Origin of the sequence: Lysobacter enzymogenes, assembly GCF_017355525.1 — a bacterium.
Taxonomy (GTDB): domain Bacteria; phylum Pseudomonadota; class Gammaproteobacteria; order Xanthomonadales; family Xanthomonadaceae; genus Lysobacter; species Lysobacter enzymogenes_C.
On sequence record NZ_CP067395.1, the window covers coordinates 2,487,896 to 2,504,549 of the forward strand.

The 16,654-nt window shown below is 70.7% G+C and carries 19 protein-coding genes and 1 pseudogene; 4 read left to right on the forward strand and 16 right to left on the reverse strand.

The genetic code is table 11. From position 1 onward, the window contains the following. Positions 1-13 precede the first annotated feature (13 nt). The 9 genes from JHW38_RS10395 to JHW38_RS10430 all read right to left on the reverse strand — a co-directional run bounded on the left by JHW38_RS10395 (position 14) and on the right by JHW38_RS10430 (position 8,960). On the reverse strand, positions 14-739 hold the full coding sequence (locus JHW38_RS10395; RefSeq protein WP_207526330.1) for a TerC family protein: 726 nt from the start codon (positions 737-739) through the stop codon (positions 14-16). 148 nt (positions 740-887) lie between these two features. After that, positions 888-1,283, reverse strand: a complete 396-nt coding sequence (locus JHW38_RS10400; protein ID WP_207525830.1) for a diacylglycerol kinase — start codon at positions 1,281-1,283, stop codon at positions 888-890. Positions 1,284-1,694: 411 nt separating this feature from the next. Then, complete coding sequence (locus tag JHW38_RS10405) at positions 1,695-2,918, reverse strand: hypothetical protein (protein WP_207525831.1); 1,224 nt, start codon at positions 2,916-2,918, stop codon at positions 1,695-1,697. 80 nt (positions 2,919-2,998) lie between these two features. After that, complete coding sequence (locus JHW38_RS10410) at positions 2,999-4,207, reverse strand: ABC transporter permease (RefSeq protein WP_242691319.1); 1,209 nt, start codon at positions 4,205-4,207, stop codon at positions 2,999-3,001. A gap of 26 nt (positions 4,208-4,233) precedes the next feature. Continuing rightward, positions 4,234-4,962: an ABC transporter ATP-binding protein gene (locus JHW38_RS10415; RefSeq protein WP_207525833.1), complete on the reverse strand. Its 729-nt coding sequence runs from the start codon at positions 4,960-4,962 to the stop codon at positions 4,234-4,236. Beyond that, positions 4,959-6,542: an efflux RND transporter periplasmic adaptor subunit gene (locus JHW38_RS10420; protein WP_207525834.1), complete on the reverse strand. Its 1,584-nt coding sequence runs from the start codon at positions 6,540-6,542 to the stop codon at positions 4,959-4,961. The genes JHW38_RS10415 and JHW38_RS10420 overlap by 4 nt, the downstream gene beginning before the upstream one ends. A 95-nt stretch (positions 6,543-6,637) precedes the next feature. Then, the gene (locus JHW38_RS25925) at positions 6,638-6,823 is read right to left on the reverse strand and encodes a DUF6053 domain-containing protein (protein WP_428995297.1); all 186 of its coding nucleotides are present in this window, start codon (positions 6,821-6,823) and stop codon (positions 6,638-6,640) included. 64 nt (positions 6,824-6,887) lie between these two features. After that, the gene (locus tag JHW38_RS10425) at positions 6,888-8,225 is read right to left on the reverse strand and encodes a sensor histidine kinase (protein WP_207525835.1); all 1,338 of its coding nucleotides are present in this window, start codon (positions 8,223-8,225) and stop codon (positions 6,888-6,890) included. A gap of 24 nt (positions 8,226-8,249) precedes the next feature. Beyond that, positions 8,250-8,960, reverse strand: a complete 711-nt coding sequence (locus tag JHW38_RS10430) for a response regulator transcription factor (protein WP_057948657.1) — start codon at positions 8,958-8,960, stop codon at positions 8,250-8,252. A 108-nt stretch (positions 8,961-9,068) separates the two neighbouring features. Here JHW38_RS10430 and JHW38_RS10435 point away from each other — a divergent pair, with 108 nt between their 5' ends. Together JHW38_RS10435 and JHW38_RS10440 are read left to right on the forward strand one after the other, a co-directional pair. Then, positions 9,069-9,410, forward strand: coding sequence for a DMT family protein (locus JHW38_RS10435; RefSeq protein ID WP_207525836.1), 342 nt, complete (start codon positions 9,069-9,071; stop codon positions 9,408-9,410). A 75-nt stretch (positions 9,411-9,485) separates the two neighbouring features. After that, complete coding sequence (locus tag JHW38_RS10440; protein ID WP_207525837.1) at positions 9,486-10,100, forward strand: hypothetical protein; 615 nt, start codon at positions 9,486-9,488, stop codon at positions 10,098-10,100. A 43-nt stretch (positions 10,101-10,143) separates the two neighbouring features. Here the strand turns inward: JHW38_RS10440 and JHW38_RS10445 are convergent, their stop codons facing one another. The 7 genes and pseudogenes from JHW38_RS10445 to nudE form a co-directional block, all read right to left on the reverse strand. Beyond that, the gene (locus JHW38_RS10445; protein ID WP_207525838.1) at positions 10,144-10,713 is read right to left on the reverse strand and encodes a hypothetical protein; all 570 of its coding nucleotides are present in this window, start codon (positions 10,711-10,713) and stop codon (positions 10,144-10,146) included. Positions 10,714-10,760: 47 nt separating this feature from the next. Next, positions 10,761-11,066 (reverse strand): DUF962 domain-containing protein, encoded by a 306-nt coding sequence (locus tag JHW38_RS10450; RefSeq protein WP_207525839.1) that lies wholly within the window; start codon positions 11,064-11,066, stop codon positions 10,761-10,763. Between the two features lie 28 nt (positions 11,067-11,094). Then, a complete protein-coding gene (locus JHW38_RS10455; RefSeq protein ID WP_207525840.1) occupies positions 11,095-11,457 on the reverse strand; it encodes a hypothetical protein in 363 nt (120 codons plus the stop codon). A 76-nt stretch (positions 11,458-11,533) separates the two neighbouring features. Beyond that, positions 11,534-11,860, reverse strand: coding sequence for a YnfA family protein (locus tag JHW38_RS10460; RefSeq protein ID WP_207525841.1), 327 nt, complete (start codon positions 11,858-11,860; stop codon positions 11,534-11,536). Between the two features lie 208 nt (positions 11,861-12,068). Beyond that, entirely contained in the window at positions 12,069-12,905 is an 837-nt protein-coding gene (gene mazG / locus JHW38_RS10465) for a nucleoside triphosphate pyrophosphohydrolase (RefSeq protein WP_207525842.1), read from the reverse strand. After that, complete coding sequence (gene cysQ / locus JHW38_RS10470) at positions 12,898-13,737, reverse strand: 3'(2'),5'-bisphosphate nucleotidase CysQ (protein ID WP_207525843.1); 840 nt, start codon at positions 13,735-13,737, stop codon at positions 12,898-12,900. Before cysQ ends, mazG begins: the two co-directional genes overlap by 8 nt. A 65-nt stretch (positions 13,738-13,802) precedes the next feature. Further along, positions 13,803-14,351, reverse strand: a pseudogene (gene nudE, locus JHW38_RS10475) (ADP compounds hydrolase NudE); the annotation flags it as partial. A gap of 101 nt (positions 14,352-14,452) precedes the next feature. Here nudE and bioA point away from each other — a divergent pair. Together bioA and JHW38_RS10485 are read left to right on the forward strand one after the other, a co-directional pair. Then, complete coding sequence (gene bioA, locus JHW38_RS10480; protein WP_242691381.1) at positions 14,453-15,847, forward strand: adenosylmethionine--8-amino-7-oxononanoate transaminase; 1,395 nt, start codon at positions 14,453-14,455, stop codon at positions 15,845-15,847. Then, positions 15,844-16,581 carry a 16S rRNA (uracil(1498)-N(3))-methyltransferase gene (locus JHW38_RS10485; protein ID WP_207525846.1) on the forward strand — a complete coding sequence of 246 codons (738 nt, stop codon included), beginning with the start codon at positions 15,844-15,846 and terminating at the stop codon, positions 16,579-16,581. The genes bioA and JHW38_RS10485 overlap by 4 nt, the downstream gene beginning before the upstream one ends. The last annotated feature ends 73 nt before the right edge of the window (positions 16,582-16,654 follow it).

Sequence of the window (16,654 nt, forward strand, 5' to 3'; positions counted from 1 at the left end):
GACGCCGGCCGGCTTACTCGGCCGTCAGCCGCTGCGCCGCGCGCTTCTTCGCCCACAGGTTCAGGCACTCCACCAGCGCCGAGAAACCCATCGCCGCGTAGATGTAGCCCTTCGGCACGTGGATGCCGAGGCCGTCGAGGATCAGGAACACGCCGACCAGGACGATGAAGGCCAGCGCCAGCATCTTGATGGTCGGGTTGGAATCGATGAACTGGCCCAGCGGACGCGCCGCCAGCAGCATCACGCCGACCGCGAGCAGGATCGCGGCGACCATCACCGGGGTGTGGCTGGCCATGCCGACCGCGGCGATCACCGAGTCCAGCGAGAACACGATGTCGATCACCGCGATCTGGGCGATGACCATCATGAACGACGCCGCCGGCTTGGTGTGGACGTCGTCGGAGTCTTCCTCGCCGACGATCAGGTCCTTGATCTCCATCGAACCCTTCACCAGCAAGAACGCGCCGCCGAGGATCAGCACCAGGTCGCGGATCGAGATGCCGATGCCGGCGACGGTGAACAGGTCGCTGGTCAGGCCGGCCAGCCAGGCCAGGGTCAGCAGCAGCGCGATGCGGGTGATGCAGGCCACCGCGATGCCGAACTTGCGCGCTTTTTCGCGCTGGTCGAACGGCAGCTTGCTGACCGCGATCGAGATGAAGACGAGGTTGTCGATACCCAGCACGATCTCGATCGCGCTCAGGGTGAACAAGGTGATCCAGACTTGCGGATCGCTCAACATTTCAATCACGTGCGGCCTACCTCTGAGTGTTATGGGTGTAGCGCCCGCGGCGAGGCCGCGGGCACGGGCGCGCCGCGGCGGGCGGCCCGGGGCGGACGGCGCGGAAACGCCGTCCTTGCGATGCGCGATGCGTTCCCTGCCGGGGCGGTCAGCCCGTCAAGTGCTGCCACAGGCGCGGGCCGAGGATCGAGGCCCACACCAGCAACACGTTCATCAGCAGCACGAACACCGCCGCCGAGCCCATGTCCTTGGCGCGGCCGGCGAGTTCGTGGAATTCCGGGCCGTAGCGTTCGATCACCGCCTCGACCGCGGAGTTGAGCAGTTCCACGCTCAGCACCAGCAGGATCGAGCCGATCAGCAGCGAGCGCTCGACCCCGGTCTCGCCGAACCACCAGCCGACCGGCGCGAGCACCAGGAACAGGTAGACCTCGAGCCGGAACGAGGACTCGTGCAGCCAGGCCGCGCGCAGGCCCTGGAACGACCAGGTCGCGGCCTTGAGGATGCGGCCGGGGCCGCGCGGCAGATGCCCGTATTCGTCAGCCATGCCGGCAGACCTCGGCGAGAACTAAGGCCGCACAGGCGCGCGCGGTCGGGAACGACGGGGTGGTCGGCATGGGCGGACGTTCTCGGGGCTAAGGCCGGGGCCGGCCCGGCGACGGCGGCCGGCGGCCGCCACAAGGCCGCGATTTTGCCACAAGCCCGGGGCCATCGCCCCGAACGGCGGGGGTGCGGGCGGCCGGCGGCGGCGCGGCGGGCGGGGTCGAGGCGGGTCGGAGCCGGCTGCAACGGGCCGGCGGCCGGACCTGTCCACCCGCCGGAACGGTTCAGCCAGCTGACCGCGCCGCGGCCGCAGCCCCTGTAGGAGCGGCGCGAGCCGCGACCGCGGGGTTGCATGTTCGCGCCGCAAGATGGCAACCCCGCGGTCGCGGCTCGCGCCGCTCCTACAGGGGGTTGGTCAGGGCTTGGCGATATCGCGCTGCCAATAACCGCGCAACTGCGCCTGCTGGCGCGGGCTCAACCCCGTCGCACACTCGTCGAGCAACCCGGCGGCGGTCGCCGCGTCGCCGCCGGCCTGGGCCTCGCGCGCCGCCTCCAGCAGCGCGCGCCGGCGCACGTCGAGGTTGCCGAACGGGTCGAACCAGGAATCCACCCGCGCCGCGTCCTTGACCCCGTTCCAGAGGAATTTCGAAGCGCCGGCCCCGGCGGCGACCGCGCGGTAACGGGCGATGGCCTGCTCGCGCCCGATCCGCCCCTGCAACCGCTCCAGCCGGGTCCGCAGCAGCCGCGTCTGCGCGCTCGCGCCTTCGGCCTCCCACGCGTCCAGCGCGCGCCCGACGAACGCGAAGTCGACCGCGCCGCTCGCCGACTGCACGCCGAGCAGGTTGAACACCGCGATCGCCGCGCGGTATTCGGGCCGGTCGTGGGCGGCGATCTCGCCGGCATCGGGCCGGCCGAGACTGGACGGCTGAACCACGCGGATACCGGCCTCGTCGGCCAGGATCGCTTCGATGTCGTGCTTGTGGAACTCGCCGATCACCACCGCGATCGTGCCGCCGGGGTGCGCGCGCGCGGCCGCGGCGATGCGCTGCGCCTGCAGGTAAGTGCGGTACAGATACAGCCGGCGCGGCAGATCGTGCTTGCGTTTGGCCGCGGGCGTCGCCGCCCAGGCCGCGACTTTTTCGAGTTTCGCCGGGTCGTCGGCATGGAACAGTTCGCGCTGCAACGACGGGGCGGCGAAGCTCAGGAACCCGAACATGCCTTTGAGCGGCCGCAGTTCCGGCGGCGTATCCAGGGCCATGCCGAAACCGAGCCGCTGGTCTTCCACCGGCGGCTCCCAGTCGATCGGGCACAGCTCGATGCCGCGGCGGCGCGCGAACGGCACCGCCACGTCCTGCACTTCGTAGGTGAACTCGTAGAAATCGCCGCGCGCGTAGGCGTCCGGCGTGCGTTCGATGCAGATCGCATCGGGCTTGGCGCGGTCGAGGAAGGCCTCCAGCAACGCCGGCTGGTCGCGCTCGGCGACCAACTGCGCGGCGTGGTCGACGCCGAGCACGACGACCGTCGTCGGCGCGGGCGCCGCGGCCGCCGCCGGCCCGGCCCGCGCCGCGCCGTGCGCGTCCGCCGCCGTCGCCGCGAACGCCTGCATCGCCAACAACGCGCCCAGCCACCAAGTCTTCACCGGCCCGCTCCGTTCGGATCAGCGCGCACCATGTCACGCCGCGCCGCCGCGTACCCGTGTCGGATGTCGTAGTCAGGCCATTACTGCTGGCGCAGCGCCTCGATCGGATCCAGCTGCGACGCCTTGCGCGCCGGGTAGTAACCGAAGAACAAGCCGGTCGCGATCGAGAACCCCGCCGCCAGCGCGATCACCTGCCCGTTCAAGGCCACCGGCAGCGCGCCGAGGCGGCTCACCAGCAAGGTGCCGACCACGCCGATGGCGATGCCGAGCGCGCCGCCGATCAGCGAGATCAGCATCGCCTCGGCCAGGAACTGGCGCTGGATGTCGCGCGGCCCGGCGCCGACCGCCATGCGCAGGCCGATCTCGCGAATCCGCTCGGTCACCGACACCAGCATGATGTTCATGATGCCGATGCCGCCGACGATCAGCGAAATCGTCGCCACCGCGCCGAGCAGCAGCGACATCAGCCGGGTGGTCTGGGTGCGGGTCGCGACCACTTCGGCGATGTTGCGCACGCTGAAATCGTCGTCCGCGCCGGGCTGGATCTTGTGGCGCTGGCGCAGCAGCCCTTCAATCTGCTCCTGCGCGTACGACACGTCCTCGGCGCGGCCGACGCCGACCGCGACCTGCATCACCGCGCCGTTCGGCAGCCCGGTCGCGCCGAGCATGCGCCGGCGCCCGGTTTCCAGCGGCACCAGCACCACGTCGTCCTGGTCCTGGCCGAAACCGCCCTGCCCCTTCGGGTTCAGCGTGCCGATTACGGTGAACGGCACCCGGCCCAGGCGGATGGTCTGGCCGATCGCGTCCTCGTCGCCGAACAGCGCGCGGCGCACGGTTTCGCCGAGGATCACCGACTTGGCGCCGCTGCCGTAATCGCGCGCCTCGAAGTTGCTGCCCGAGCCGATGCTCCAGCCGTTGATGTCGAAGAAGTCCGGCTGCACGCCCTGCCACTGGGTCGACCAGTTGTTCTCGGCGTACACGGCCTGGGTGCCGCCGCGCAGCGACGCGGCGACGTACTGCACTTCCGGCACTTCGTTGCGGATCGCCTCGGCGTCGGCTTCGGTCAGGGTGAAGAAGCTCGACGAGCTCAGGCGCACGCCGCCACCGCCGCGTCCGCCGCCGCCGGAGCTGATATCTAGGCGGTTCGAGCCCAGGCCCGACACCAACTTATCGATTTCCGACTGGGTGCCCTGGCCGACCGAGACCATCACGATCACCGCGGCGATGCCGATGATGACGCCGAGCGAGGTCAGCGCGCTGCGCAGCCAATTGCCTCGCAGAGCGAACACCGCTGTGCGTAGCACTTCGAAGAAGTTCATCGCTCCAGCCCCCGCTCCTGCTCCTGCTCGTGCAACTCGCCGTCGCGCATCACGAAGATGCGGTCGGCGTGCGCGGCCACGTCCGGGTCGTGGGTGATCAGCACCACGGTGTGGTCCTGCGCCTGCAGGCTCTTGAACAACGCCAGGATCTCCTCGCCGGTGCGGGTGTCGAGCGCGCCGGTGGGTTCGTCGGCGAGCAGGATCGGCGGGCGGTTGATCAGCGCGCGGGCGATCGCCACGCGCTGTTGCTGGCCGCCGGACAGTTCGCTGGGCCGGTGGCCGGCGCGCTGGCCCAGACCGACCGCTTCCAGCGCTTCCTGCGCGCGCTGCATGCGCTCGTCGCGGCGCACGTTGGCGTAGCCCATCGGCATCGCCACGTTCTCCAGCGCGTTCATCCGCGGCAGCAGGTTGAAGCCCTGGAACACGAAGCCGATCTTGTCGCGGCGCAGGATCGCGCGTTCTTCCTTGTCGAGCGTGGCCACGTCGACGCCGTCGCACAGGTAGACGCCGCTGCTCGGCGTGTCCAGGCAGCCGATCAGGTTCATCAGGGTCGACTTGCCCGAACCCGAGGGCCCCATCAGTGCGACGAATTCGCCGCGCGCGATGCGCAGGTCGACGCCGTGCAGCGCGATCACCTCGGCCTCGCTGCCGGGCGAATAGACCTTGCCCAGCGCGCGGGTCTCGATCACCGCATCGCCGCGCGCGGGAACGGCCGCAACGCTCATTTCGCGCCGCGCCCGCTGCCGACGACGACTTCGTCGCCTTCCTTGACGTTGCCCGACACCTCAGTCCAGCTGCCGTCGCTGGCGCCGACCCGCACCGTCACCGCTTCGGGCTTGCCGCCGACCAGCTTGTACAGCGGCGCGCGGCGCGCGCTGACCAAGGCGCCGATTTCGCTGTCCCACTTCTGCTTCTGCTCGTCGCTGAGCAGGCCGCGGAACGCGCCGAACTGTTGGTTGAAGCGTTCCAGCATGCGCTGGCGCGCCGCGCCGGAGACCGCGCCGGCGGCGCGGTTGCGGTTGTTGTTGTTGCCGCCACCGCCGCCCGGCCCGCGGCCGCCCATGATGATCGTCGGCGCGCCGCCGCCCGGCGGACCGCCGTTGGCGCCCGCAGGCGCGGCGCTGCGCGCGGCCATGCGCTGCTTCATCTGCTCCAGCGCGGCGTCGAACGCGGCGCGCTGCTCGGCGCTGAGCTTGAGCTGCTCGGCGACGCGCGGCAGGTCGTTGCCGAGGCCGCCGCGCTGGCCGCCGCCGGGCCCGCCGGGCGTTGCGCCGGCCGCGGCCGCCGCGTCGTCGTCGGGCTTGTAGCGCAGCGCAGCGTTGCCGACGCGCAGCACGTCGTCGCGGTGGCTGACTTCGATCTCGGCGTTGGCGGTCATGCCCGGCAGCAGCACGCCGTCGGCGTTGTCGACCGAGACCACCACCGGATAGGTGATGACGTTGCTGGTGTTGGTCGCCGACAGGCGCACCTGCTGCACCGCGCCGCGGAACTTGCGGTCGGGGAAGGAATCGACGGTGAAGTTGACCGCCTGGCCCGGCTTGACCTGGCCGATGTCGGCCTCGTCGATGGCCAGCACGATCTCCATCTTCGACAGGTCTTCGGCGATCTGGAACAGCACCGGCGCCTGCAGGCTCGCGGCCACGGTCTGGCCGGGCTCGATGCTGCGGGTCAGGACCACGCCGTCGACCGGCGCGCGGATCACCGTGCGCTGCAGGTTCAGGCGCGAGGTCTGGGTCGAGGCGATCTGCTGTTCGATCTGCGCTTGAGCGCCGTTGAGCTGGGCGCGCGCCTGATCGAGCGCGGCGCGGGCCAGGTCGGCGTCGCTGCGCGCGATCAGCTGGTCCTTGACCAGCGAGGATTTGCGCTGGTAGTCGAGCTCGGCGTTGCGTAGGGTCGCCTGCGCGGTGGCCAGCGAGGCGCGGGCGTTGGCGACCTGGGCGTTGCCCTGGTTGATCTGCGCCTCGTAGGTGGCCGGGTCGATGCGCGCGATCACCTGGCCCTTGCTCACGTGGTCGTTGTAGTCGGCCAGCACGTCGATGACCTGCCCGGAAATCTGGCTGCCGACGTCGACGGTGGAGATCGCCGACAGCGCGCCGGTCGCGGAGATCGTCACGCGGATGTCGCCGCGCTCGATCTTGGCGGTGCGGTAGGCACCGGCCGCTTCCTCGGCGCTGCGCTTGCTGTAGAAGTGCCAGCCGATGCCGGCCAGGGCCAGCACCGCCACGGCGATGGCGGCGCGCTTGGGCCAGGGCGACTTGCGCGGGCGCAGGGAAGGACGGGACGAGGTCGGCTGGGCTGCGCTCATGAGGTCTGGACGGTGGGCTCTGCGGGTGCCAACGCACGTGGCTGAACAGGGTTGACACCGAATGCCGCGGGTTCGCTGGCGCGCGCTGCCGATGTTCAGTTTGAGCGCGTCGGCGAAGCGGCGGCAAGGCGGTGTCGGTGCATGGATGCCGCGGCGGGTCGAAGCGTCGCGCGACCGCTGCGAGCGGCGCCGGCCTTCGTTCGAGGGACTTCGGTCCCGACGCTTCTGTTTCGGATTGCGACGCACTGAGCGGACAGCGTCGGGACCGAAGTCCCTCCCACGACAGCCGACCTCGGCCGGAAGCGCCGCTTCGAATCCCGAATCCCGAATCCCGAATCCCGGCCCTCAGGCCTCAGGCACCCGCGGCACCGGCGCCGCCGGCGGCAACGGCGCCAGCGGCGGCGGCAGCCCGGGCTTGAACCGGATCACCGCGGTGGTGCCCTGCCCCGGCGCGCTGGTCAGGGTCACCGGCCAGCCGAAGCGTTCGCCGAGCCGGCGCACGATCGACAGGCCCATCCCCTTGCCGTCGCCGGCGGAGAAGTCGGCGCGGTAGAACGGGGTGAAGGCCTTGGTCAGCGTCTCCACCGACATGCCGATGCCGGTGTCGCGGATCTCGATGCTGTCGCGGCCCAGGCGCACGTCGATGCGGCCGCTGTCGGTGAAGCGCACCGCGTTGCTGAGCAGGTTGGCGACCATCACCCCGAGCGCGTGCGGCGGCGCGGTCAGGCGCGGGCCGCCTTCGTCGTACAGGTGCAGCTCCACCGGCTTGCCGTTGAGCAGCGGCAGGATCCGCTCCATCTCGTTGTCGACGATGTCGCGCACCGCGAACTCCTCCGACTGCGGCTCCACGTCGGATTCGCGCGCCAGGATCAGGAACGCGTCGATCACCGCCTCCATGTCGCGGCCGGCGCGCTGCACCCGCAGCAGCGAGCGCTGCGCGCGCACCGGCGTGTCCGGGTCGGCCAGCATCAGGTCGGTGGCGACGCGGATCACCGTCAGCGGCGTGCGCAACTCGTGGCTGGCATCGCGGGTGAAGTCGCGCTCGCGCTGGACGAAGTCGCTGACGCGCTCGGCCAGCCCGCTCAGCGCGCTCGACAGCCGGCGCACTTCGCTGCCGGGGTCGTAGGGGAACTTGATCGGTTCGATCAGGCTGGTGTCGGGATCGCGCGGGTCCCATTGCGAGACCACGTTGGCCAGCCAGCTGACCGGCGACACCAGCCGCTTGGAGGTGCGGTAGGTATGCCAGGAGATCAGATACGTCGTCAGCAGCGAGAACAGCAGCGAGAACAGGCCGGTGTAGAGGATCGCCTCGTCGATCAGCGAGGTCGAGTACACCAGGTAGAAGCTGCCGGGCTCGCGCCGGTCCACCAATACCACCTTGCCGCCGCCGGGCAGGTTGTGCAGGCCCGAATCGACCCCGCGCATCTGCGCCGGCAGCACCGAGTCGCTGGCGCCGGCCGGGACGAAGTGGCCGCGCGTGGTCGAGGTGCGCGGCAGCGGATAGGCCGGGTCGCGCTTGCGCCCTTCCCAATAGTCGTCGGCCTCGCGCTGCATGCGCTGCTCGAGCACCACATGGCGCACCGCCAAGCCCGCCAGGAGGATGCCCAGCGTGATCGCTATGCTGCCGATCAAGGCTTGCAGGATGAACGCAAGCTTGATCTTGCGCGGTAGCCCTTGCGGCATGGCGGTGGCGGCGGACGGGTCCAATCAGTCCGGCGGCTGCGAAATGTCCGCCACCCGGTAGCCGGCGCTCTGCACGGTATGCAGCAGTTGCTTGTCGAAAGGCTTGTCGATGGTCTTGCGCAGGTTGTACAGATGGCTGCGCAAGGTGTCCGAATCGGGCAGGCCGTTGCCCCAGATCTCGCGCTCGATCTCCTGCCGGCTGACCACGCGCGGCGATTCGCGCATCAGGATCGTCAACAGGCGCAGGCCGATCGGCGAGAGCTGGAGTTCGCTGCCGCCGCGGGTGACCCGCAGGCTGGCCGGGTCGAGCACCAGGTCGGCGACCTTGAGCACCTCGCCGCCGACCTGGCGGCGCTCGCGCCGGATCAGGGCGCGCAGGCGCGCTTCCAGTTCCTGGATCGCGAACGGCTTGGTCAGGTAGTCGTCGGCGCCGGCGCTGAGGCCGGTGAGCTTCTCGTCGAGGGTGTCGCGCGCGGTCAGCATCAGCACCGGCGTCGACTTGCGGGCCTCCTCGCGCAGCTTCTTGCAGACCTCGATGCCGTCCATGCGCGGCAACATCAGATCCAGCACGACCACGTCGTAGCTGTTCTCCGTCGCCAACCGGTATCCGTCAAGACCGTCGGCGGCGTAATCGACCTCGAAGCCTCGGCTTTCCAGGTACTCGCCCACCATCTCGGAGATATTGCGGTTGTCTTCGACGATGAGGACCAGGCCCCCGTCTCTCGTACCCTGCATGCAGCGTCTCCACTGTCCTTCAGTTTTGTGAAGATTGCCCTCCACAAGGTGGACGGTTCGTGAAGGCGATACTGTAGGGCCATCACAAACCGACCTCCCGGCCCTTGCATGCTCGCCGACCGCCTCTACCCGATCCTGCTGTTGCTCGGCTCCAACATCTTCATGACCTTCGCCTGGTACGGGCACCTGAAGTACAAATCGGCGCCGCTGACCGTGGCGATCGCGGTCAGCTGGGGCATCGCCCTGTTCGAGTACTGCCTGCAGGTGCCGGCCAACCGCATGGGCAGCGCGGTCTATTCGGCGCCGCAGCTCAAGGGCATGCAGGAGGTCATCACCCTGGTGGTGTTCGCCTGCTTCTCGATCTGGTACCTGGGCCAGCCGCTGAAGTGGAACCACTGGGCCGGGTTCGCGCTGATCGTGGTCGCGGCGTGGCTGATCTTTCTGGACTGAGCGCCGCGCCGACGCGCCGCTGCTGAGCCGACGATGGCCCGCCGCAACCCGCCCTTCGCACCGCCCTGCATCGGCTTGAGCCTGCGGGCCGTGGTCGGGGAGTACCTGCGCCACGGCCGGCTGCTGTCGGCCGCGGCGTTCGGGCTCGATCCGCAGTGGGAGCTCGACGTTGCGCTGGCGCACGGCTGGGAGCGTTCGACGCTGCATGCCTCGGCAACCGAACAGCTCGAACGCGACGTGCGCCTGCGCCATCGCGGCGGCTGGCGGCCGCTGACGCTCAAGCCGTTCTACCTGCGCGGGCGCTGCCTCGGCGCGAGCCTGGACCTGTGGCGCGGCCTGCCGCTGGCGCAGGCCCTGCCCTGGCTGCGTGAGTTGCGGCCGGCGCCGGCGCTGGAGTGGTTCCACTTCGTCGGCGCCGACCAGGGCGCCGTGCTCGTCGACGGCCGCACCGGCCTGCATTTCCGCCGCCGCGGCCGGCGTTTCGTCCTCACCGCCGTGGACGCCAGCATCGCCGCTCCGGCCGACGATCCGGACCTGCCCGGCGGCTTCGACAACGGCCAGTGGTTGCGCAACCTGATGGCGCCGTGCGACGAGCCGGCGCAGTGGCGCGCGCTGGCGGCGCGGGACGCCGATCCGCACGCGGCCCTGCAGGCGATCCGCGAGATCGCGCCTTACCTGCCGGGGCGCTGAGCGCGCCGGCCCGGCGCCGGATCCTGCAGCGGAACAGGCCTCGTCACGGCCCGCAGGTCGAAACCACCTCGACCTCGCGTTCCCAGGCGCGGCCGCGCAGATCCAGGCTGAGCCGGCCCTTCCATACCGTGCGGGTGGAGTCCTCGTCCCGACGGGCCTGGACCGCCGCGGCCGCCGCCACCGCGCGCCAGCCGTCGCGGGTCTCGACGTACAGCCGCGGCGCCTGCAATTGCAGACGCGCCGACACCCGTTCGGCCGGCGCCGCGAAGCGCAGCAGCGCGCCGCGACGCTCGCTCAGGGTCTGCGATTCGACATCGCCGGCGCCCTGCCGGCGCAGCGCCAGCGGCTTGCCGTCCAGCGACAGATACAGCGCCGGCCAGTCCGACAGTTCGCCGGCGTCGTTTCCGCGCGCGCGCCACACCGTCGCCACGCGCTTGCCGGAGCCGGTCTCGCCGTTGCCGCCGACCCACACGTCCACGAGCGGACAGGTCTTGCTGTCGGTCGCCTGCTCCAGCCAAGACGACGCGCGCAGCGGCAGGTCGGGCGTGGCAGGCGCGGCCGCGTGCGCGCTGGCGATGCCCAGGCTCAATGCGAGCAATGCAGCGAATTTCACGGTCGGCACCCTTGCGTGGCGTCGCGGCGCGAACGCCGCGACGGCGGTCAAAACCTGATCTTGCCGGTCAGGATGTCCTTGAACATCACCCAATCGCCGGCGAAGGAATAGAACGGGTGCTTGAAGGTCGCCGGCCGGTTCTTCTCGAAGAAGAAATGCCCGACCCAGGCGAAGCCGTAGCCGCACACCAGCGCCGCCAGCAGCAGCCACGGCCGGCCCTGGGCGATCGCCAGCGCCAGCAGCGCCAGCACCCCGCAACTGCCGATGAAATGCAGGCGGCGGCTGGTGCGGTTGCTGTGCTCGCTCAGGTAGAACGGATAGAACTCGCGGAACGTGGCGAAACTCTGGGACATGCCGGTTTCCTCCCTGCCTGCGCCGGATTCATTTGAGTTGCCGCGACAGTTGCCGCTGGCGCAGCCACAGCACCGCGGCGAACAGCAGCAGTATCGCGCCCATCGCGGTCATGGCGTTGAGCCGGTCGCGTTCGACGAGGCCGAAATACAACAGTACCGCGCCGAGCAGCAGCGGAAACGTCGCCAAGACGACATTTCCGCGCCGGGCGATGCGGTAGCCGGCCTCGCCGTTGCTGACCAGCGCTTCGTTGCGCTGCACCCGCTGCGCGCATTCGTCGCTGCAGGCCAGCGCCGGGCCGGCGGCATCGCGCGCGCACTGCGCGCAGACGCCGCGGCCGCAAGAGCGGCAAATGCCCAGCGCGGGTTCGGGAGCGTGGCGATAGCACAGCATGCGCGGGTTCCGGGCGGGGCCGATGCCGATCCTGCGCCCGCGCGGCGGCCGGTTCAAGCCGCGCCGGCGCGAGCGCTCAGGCCGGACGCGGCGCGAACATGATGACCGCCATCCCGGCCAGACACAGCGCCGCGCCGAGCAGATCCCAGCGGCTGGGCTTGACCGCGTCGACCCACCACAGCCAGAAGATCGCGACGGTGACGTAGACGCCGCCGTAAGCCGCGTAAACGCGCCCGGAGGCGGTCGGATGCAGGGTCAGCAGCCAGGCGAACAGGGCGAGGCTCGCGGCGGCCGGCAGCAGCAGCCAGGCGCTGCCGGCCTTGCGCAGCCACAGGTACGGCAGGTAGCAGCCGACGATTTCGGCGACGGCAGTGATGAGGAACAGCAGCAGGGTTTTGAGCATGCGGCGCTCCGGGATGGTGCGGTCGGCGGGTGCTAGAAGGCCGACTGAAAGAAAGAGCCGGGCGCCCGCGTGCCCTCATCCGGCCCTGCGGGCCACCTTCTCCCGCCAGCGGGAGAAGGAAAGGCGGGATCTTCTTCGCTAACGAAGCAGTGTGGGAGGGCCTTCAGCCCGACGCTATCGGCTCAGCTCGCCGCCGACCGCCCGCGGCTCACTCGCCGCGCTCGGCCCGCTTGGCTTTTTCCCAATACTCGTCCTGCCGCTCCAGCGACAGCTCCGCCAGACCCATGCCGTCCTGCGCGGCCTGCAACTCCATCGCGCGGAAGCGGCGTTCGAACTTGAGGTTGGCGCGGCGCAGCGCGGCGCCGACATCGACCTTGGCATGACGGGCGAGATTGGCGCAGACGAACAGCACGTCGCCGATCTCCTCCTCGAGCCGGTCGCGCGCGGCCGCGTCGTCGGGCGCGGCGGCGACCGCGTCGAACTCGACCCGCACTTCCTCGATCTCTTCGTGCAGCTTGGCGATCACCGGCGCCGGCGCCGGCCAGTCGAAACCGACCGTGGCCGCGCGCTTTTGCAGTTTCACCGCGCGCTGCCATTCCGGCAGGCCGCGGGCGATGCCGGCCAGGGCCGAGGTGTCGGACTCGCCGGCGGCCTGGCGTTCGCGGCGTTTTTGTTCTTCCCACGCCACCGTCTGCGCGTCGGCGTCCTCGACGCTGGCTTCGCCGAACACGTGCGGATGCCGGCGCACCATCTTGTCGCTGATCGCCGCGACCACGTCCTCGAACGCGAACGCGTCCTGCTCCTGGGCCATGCGCGAATGGAACACGACTTGCAGCAGCAGATCGCCGAGTTCGTCCTTGAGCGCGTCGAGGTCGCCGCGGTCGATCGCGTCGGCGACTTCGTAGGCTTCCTCGACGGTGTACGCGGCGATGCTGGCGAAGGTCTGCTCGATGTCCCACGGGCAGCCGCGTTCGCGGTCGCGCAGGCGGGTCATGATTTCCAGCAGGCCGGCGATGCCCGGCGGCAGGTTCAACACTTCAGCCATCGCGCCAGCTCCTCCACGGCAGCGACGCATCGCCCAGGGCGGTGAAGTCGCCGTTGAGCAGGTTGTCGCGCTGGTTGTAACGGAACGGCCGGCCGCGCGGATCCAGCAGCGCGCCGCCGGCGGCTTCGAGCACGCATTGGCCGGCGGCGGTGTCCCACTCGCTGGTCGGGCCGAAGCGCGGATACAGGTCCAGCGAGCCTTCGGCGATGCGGCAGAATTTCAACGAAGAACCCAGGCTGACCATGGCGATGCCGCCGGCGGCTTCGCGATGGGCGCGGGCGAGGAAGTCGTCGCTGCGCTGGCTGTGGTGCGAGCGGCTGGCGGCGACGCGCAGCGGCTGCGCCGGCGGCACCTGCACGCGCACGCGGCGCTCGTGCTCGCCGTCGCGGCGGTAAGCGTGGCCGCCGCGCGCGCCGTGCCACAGCGCGCCGCCGACCGGCGCCAGGACCACGCCGAACACCGGTTCGCCGCGTTCGATCAAGGCCAGATTCACCGAAAATTCGCCGTTGCGCTTGACGAACTCGCGGGTGCCGTCGAGCGGATCGACCAGCCACAGGCGGTCCCAGGCGCGGCGCTCGGCGGTGCCGATCTCGTCGGCGGATTCTTCCGACAGCACCGGAATGTCCGGGGTCAGCCGGGCCAGCCCGTCGAGGATCAGATGGTGCGCGGCCAGATCGGCCGCGGTGACCGGCGAGGCGTCGGCCTTGCGCTCGACCGCGAATTCGCCGTCGTAGACGGTGAGGATCGCGTCCGCCGCGGCGCGGGCGATGGCGATGGCGCCTTCGACCAGGGCGCCGTCGGCGACGAAGACGGGGGCGGCCGGCGCGCTCATGGCGCGATCTCGGCGTTGGCGGCCGGGTCGGCCGGCTCGGCCGGCGGCGGCGCCGGTTCGCCGTGGCGCAGCCATTCGCGCGCGATGAACAGCGCGGCGATGCTGCGGCCTTCGGAAAAGTCCTCGCGCAGGATCAGCTCGTGCAGGCGGTCGAGCTTCCACGGCACCACTTCCAGCTCCTCCGGCTCGTCGCCGGGCAGGCGCTCGGGATACAGGTCGCGCGCCAGCACCAGATAGGCCTGGTGGATCATGTAAGTGGGCGCCAGGCTCAGCGCGCGCAGCACGGTCAGCGAACGCGCGCCGTAGCCGGCTTCTTCCTTGAGCTCGCGGTCGGCGGCCTCGATCGCGTTCTCGCCGGCGTCGATCCGGCCCTTGACCAGGCCGAGCTCGTAGCGGTGCACGCCGGCGGCGTATTCGCGCACCAGCAGGACGGTGTCGTCGTCGAGCATCGGCACCACGATGACCGCGCCGGGACCGGCCGCGCGCGGCCGGCCGAGCAGGCGCTCGTAGCGGCGGCGCTCGCCGTTGGAGAACTCCAGATCCAGCGACTCCATGCGGAAATCGGTGGCGGCGTGCTCGACGACGTTGTGGACGATCGGCAGCCGCCGGCTCATGGCGCGGCTCCGGACCTGAGCGGCGCGCGGCGCGGCGCGGTGAGCGGAAGGCGGAAAGGCACGATAATGGGGGGATGCGAGAGATCACTCACGACCCCCTGATGCTAACAGAGCCCGGCAACGCTGCGGCGGACGCCTGGCGCGAACGCGACTTGAACGTGCTGTGGCACCCGTGCACCCAAATGCGCGAGCACCCGCACACCCTGCCCTTGCTGCCGATCGCCAGCGGCCGCGGGCCGTGGCTGATCGGCCACGACGGCAGCCGCTACCTGGACGCGATTTCCAGTTGGTGGACCAACATCTTCGGCCACGCCGAGCCGCGCATCGCCGCGGCCATCGGCGAACAGGCGCGGACCCTGGAGCACGTGATCCTGGCCGGCGTGTCGCACCCGCCGGCGGTGGAACTGGCCGAACGCCTGCTCGCGATCGCCCCGCGCCAGGCCGGGCGCGCGCCGCTGGCCAAGGTGTTCTACGCCGACAACGGCTCGGCCGGGGTCGAGGTCGCGCTGAAGATGGCCTTCCACTGGTTCCGCAACCGCGGCGAGGACCGCCGGACCAAATTCGTCGCCCTGGAGAACGGCTACCACGGCGAAACCCTCGGCGCGCTCGCGGTCGGCGATATCCCATTGTACCGGCGCATCTACGCGCCTTTGCTGATCGAGTCGCTGTTCGCGCCGTCGCCCGACGCCTACCAGTGCGAACCCGGGCAGAGCCCGGCCGAACGCGCCCGCCAGGCCGCGCAGGCTTTGCGCGATCTGCTCGAACGCCATGCCGGGGAAGTCTGCGCGATGATCCTGGAGCCGCGCGTGCAGTGCGCCGGCGGCATGCGCATGCACGACCCGGAGTACCTGCGGCTGGCGCGCGAGATCTGCGACGAGCACGGCGTATTCCTGATCGCCGACGAGATCGCGGTCGGCTTCGGCCGCACCGGCACGATGTTCGCAAGCGAACAGGCCGGGGTCATGCCCGACCTGCTGTGCCTGTCCAAGGGCCTGACCGGCGGCTCGCTGCCGCTGGCGGCGGTGCTGGCGACCCAATCCATCTACGACGGCTTCCTCGACGATTCGCGCGAACGCGCGTTCCTGCATTCGCACAGCTACACCGGCAACCCGCTGGCGTGCGCGGCGGCGCTGGCGAGCCTGTCGATCTTCGCCGAGGACGATGTGATCGAACGCAACCGCGCCACCAGCGCGCGCATGGCCGAACTGGCCGCGCCGCTGGGCGAACACGCGCACGTCGCCGACCTGCGTCAGGCCGGCATGATCGTCGCGTTCGAACTGACCCGCGGCGGCGACAAGCGCACGCCGTTCGATCCGGCCGCGCGCATCGGTTTGCGCGCCTACCGCGCCGCGCTGCAACGCGGCGTGCTGCTGCGCCCGCTCGGCGACGTGCTGTACTGGATGCCGCCGTACTGCGTCGACGAAGACGCGCTGCAACTGCTCGCGCGGACCACGCGCGAGGCCATCGACCACGCCATCGCCGAGGCCGACGCATGAGACTGACCCGCGTGCATGTGGACGCCGCGCTGGCCCCGGGCCAGGACGTGGTGTTGCCCGAAGGCCCGGCCACGCATCTGGCGCGGGTGCTGCGCCACGAGACGGGCGACGCCTGCGTGCTGTTCAACGGCGACGGCCGCGATTACCACGGGCGGATCAGCGCGATCGGCAAGCGCGAGGTGCGCGTCGAGATCGTTTCGGCCGAAGAGGTTTCGCGCGAATCGCCGTTGCGGCTGGTGCTGCTGCAAGGCGTGGCGCGCGGCGAGAAGATGGACCTGATCCTGCAAAAGGCCACCGAACTCGGCGCGAGCGCGTTCCATCCGCTGTGGTCGCAGCGCAGCGAGGTCAAGCTCGATGCGGCGCGCGCCGACAAGCGCCTGGCGCATTGGCGCAGCGTGGTCGCTTCGGCCTGCGAGCAGAGCGGCCGCGCGGCGGTGCCTGACGTCGCCGCGCCGCTGGCGCTGGCCGCGGCGCTGGCGGCGCTGCCGACGGGCGGGCTGCGGCTGATCCTGGATCCGGACGGCGAACTCGGTTTCGCGACCCTGCAGGTCGACGCCGCCGCGCCGGTGCTGCTGGCGATCGGGCCCGAAGGCGGCTGGTCGCCGTCGGACCGCGAGCAACTGCGCGCGGCGGGTTTCCACGGGCTGCGGCTGGGGCCGCGGATCCTGCGCACCGAGACCGCGGGGCTGGCGGCGATCGCGGCGTTGCAGGCGCGGTTCGGCGATTTGGCCTGAGCAGCGGGCCGACTGGCCTGGGCGGGCTTGTTTGCGGGAGCGGCGCGGGCAGCGATCGCGAATCCGCAGCAAC

Bases quoted from the DNA above. Each gene is read 5' to 3' on its own strand.
- JHW38_RS10415 (WP_207525833.1), bottom strand. From the start codon at position 4,962: ATGAGCGTTGCGGCCGTTCCCGCGCGCGGCGATGCGGTGATCGAGACC.
- JHW38_RS10430 (WP_057948657.1), bottom strand. From the start codon at position 8,960: ATGCAGGGTACGAGAGACGGGGGCCTGGTCCTCATCGTCGAAGACAAC.
- JHW38_RS10460 (WP_207525841.1), bottom strand. From the start codon at position 11,860: ATGCTCAAAACCCTGCTGCTGTTCCTCATCACTGCCGTCGCCGAAATC.
- JHW38_RS10425 (WP_207525835.1), bottom strand. From the start codon at position 8,225: ATGCCGCAAGGGCTACCGCGCAAGATCAAGCTTGCGTTCATCCTGCAA.
- JHW38_RS10420 (WP_207525834.1), bottom strand. From the start codon at position 6,542: ATGAGCGCAGCCCAGCCGACCTCGTCCCGTCCTTCCCTGCGCCCGCGC.
- JHW38_RS10455 (WP_207525840.1), bottom strand. From the start codon at position 11,457: ATGCTGTGCTATCGCCACGCTCCCGAACCCGCGCTGGGCATTTGCCGC.
- JHW38_RS10435 (WP_207525836.1), top strand. From the start codon at position 9,069: ATGCTCGCCGACCGCCTCTACCCGATCCTGCTGTTGCTCGGCTCCAAC.
- cysQ (WP_207525843.1), bottom strand. From the start codon at position 13,737: ATGAGCGCGCCGGCCGCCCCCGTCTTCGTCGCCGACGGCGCCCTGGTC.
- mazG (WP_207525842.1), bottom strand. From the start codon at position 12,905: ATGGCTGAAGTGTTGAACCTGCCGCCGGGCATCGCCGGCCTGCTGGAA.
- JHW38_RS10485 (WP_207525846.1), top strand. From the start codon at position 15,844: ATGAGACTGACCCGCGTGCATGTGGACGCCGCGCTGGCCCCGGGCCAG.
- JHW38_RS10395 (WP_207526330.1), bottom strand. From the start codon at position 739: ATGTTGAGCGATCCGCAAGTCTGGATCACCTTGTTCACCCTGAGCGCG.
- bioA (WP_242691381.1), top strand. From the start codon at position 14,453: ATGCTAACAGAGCCCGGCAACGCTGCGGCGGACGCCTGGCGCGAACGC.
- JHW38_RS10400 (WP_207525830.1), bottom strand. From the start codon at position 1,283: ATGGCTGACGAATACGGGCATCTGCCGCGCGGCCCCGGCCGCATCCTC.
- JHW38_RS10450 (WP_207525839.1), bottom strand. From the start codon at position 11,066: ATGTCCCAGAGTTTCGCCACGTTCCGCGAGTTCTATCCGTTCTACCTG.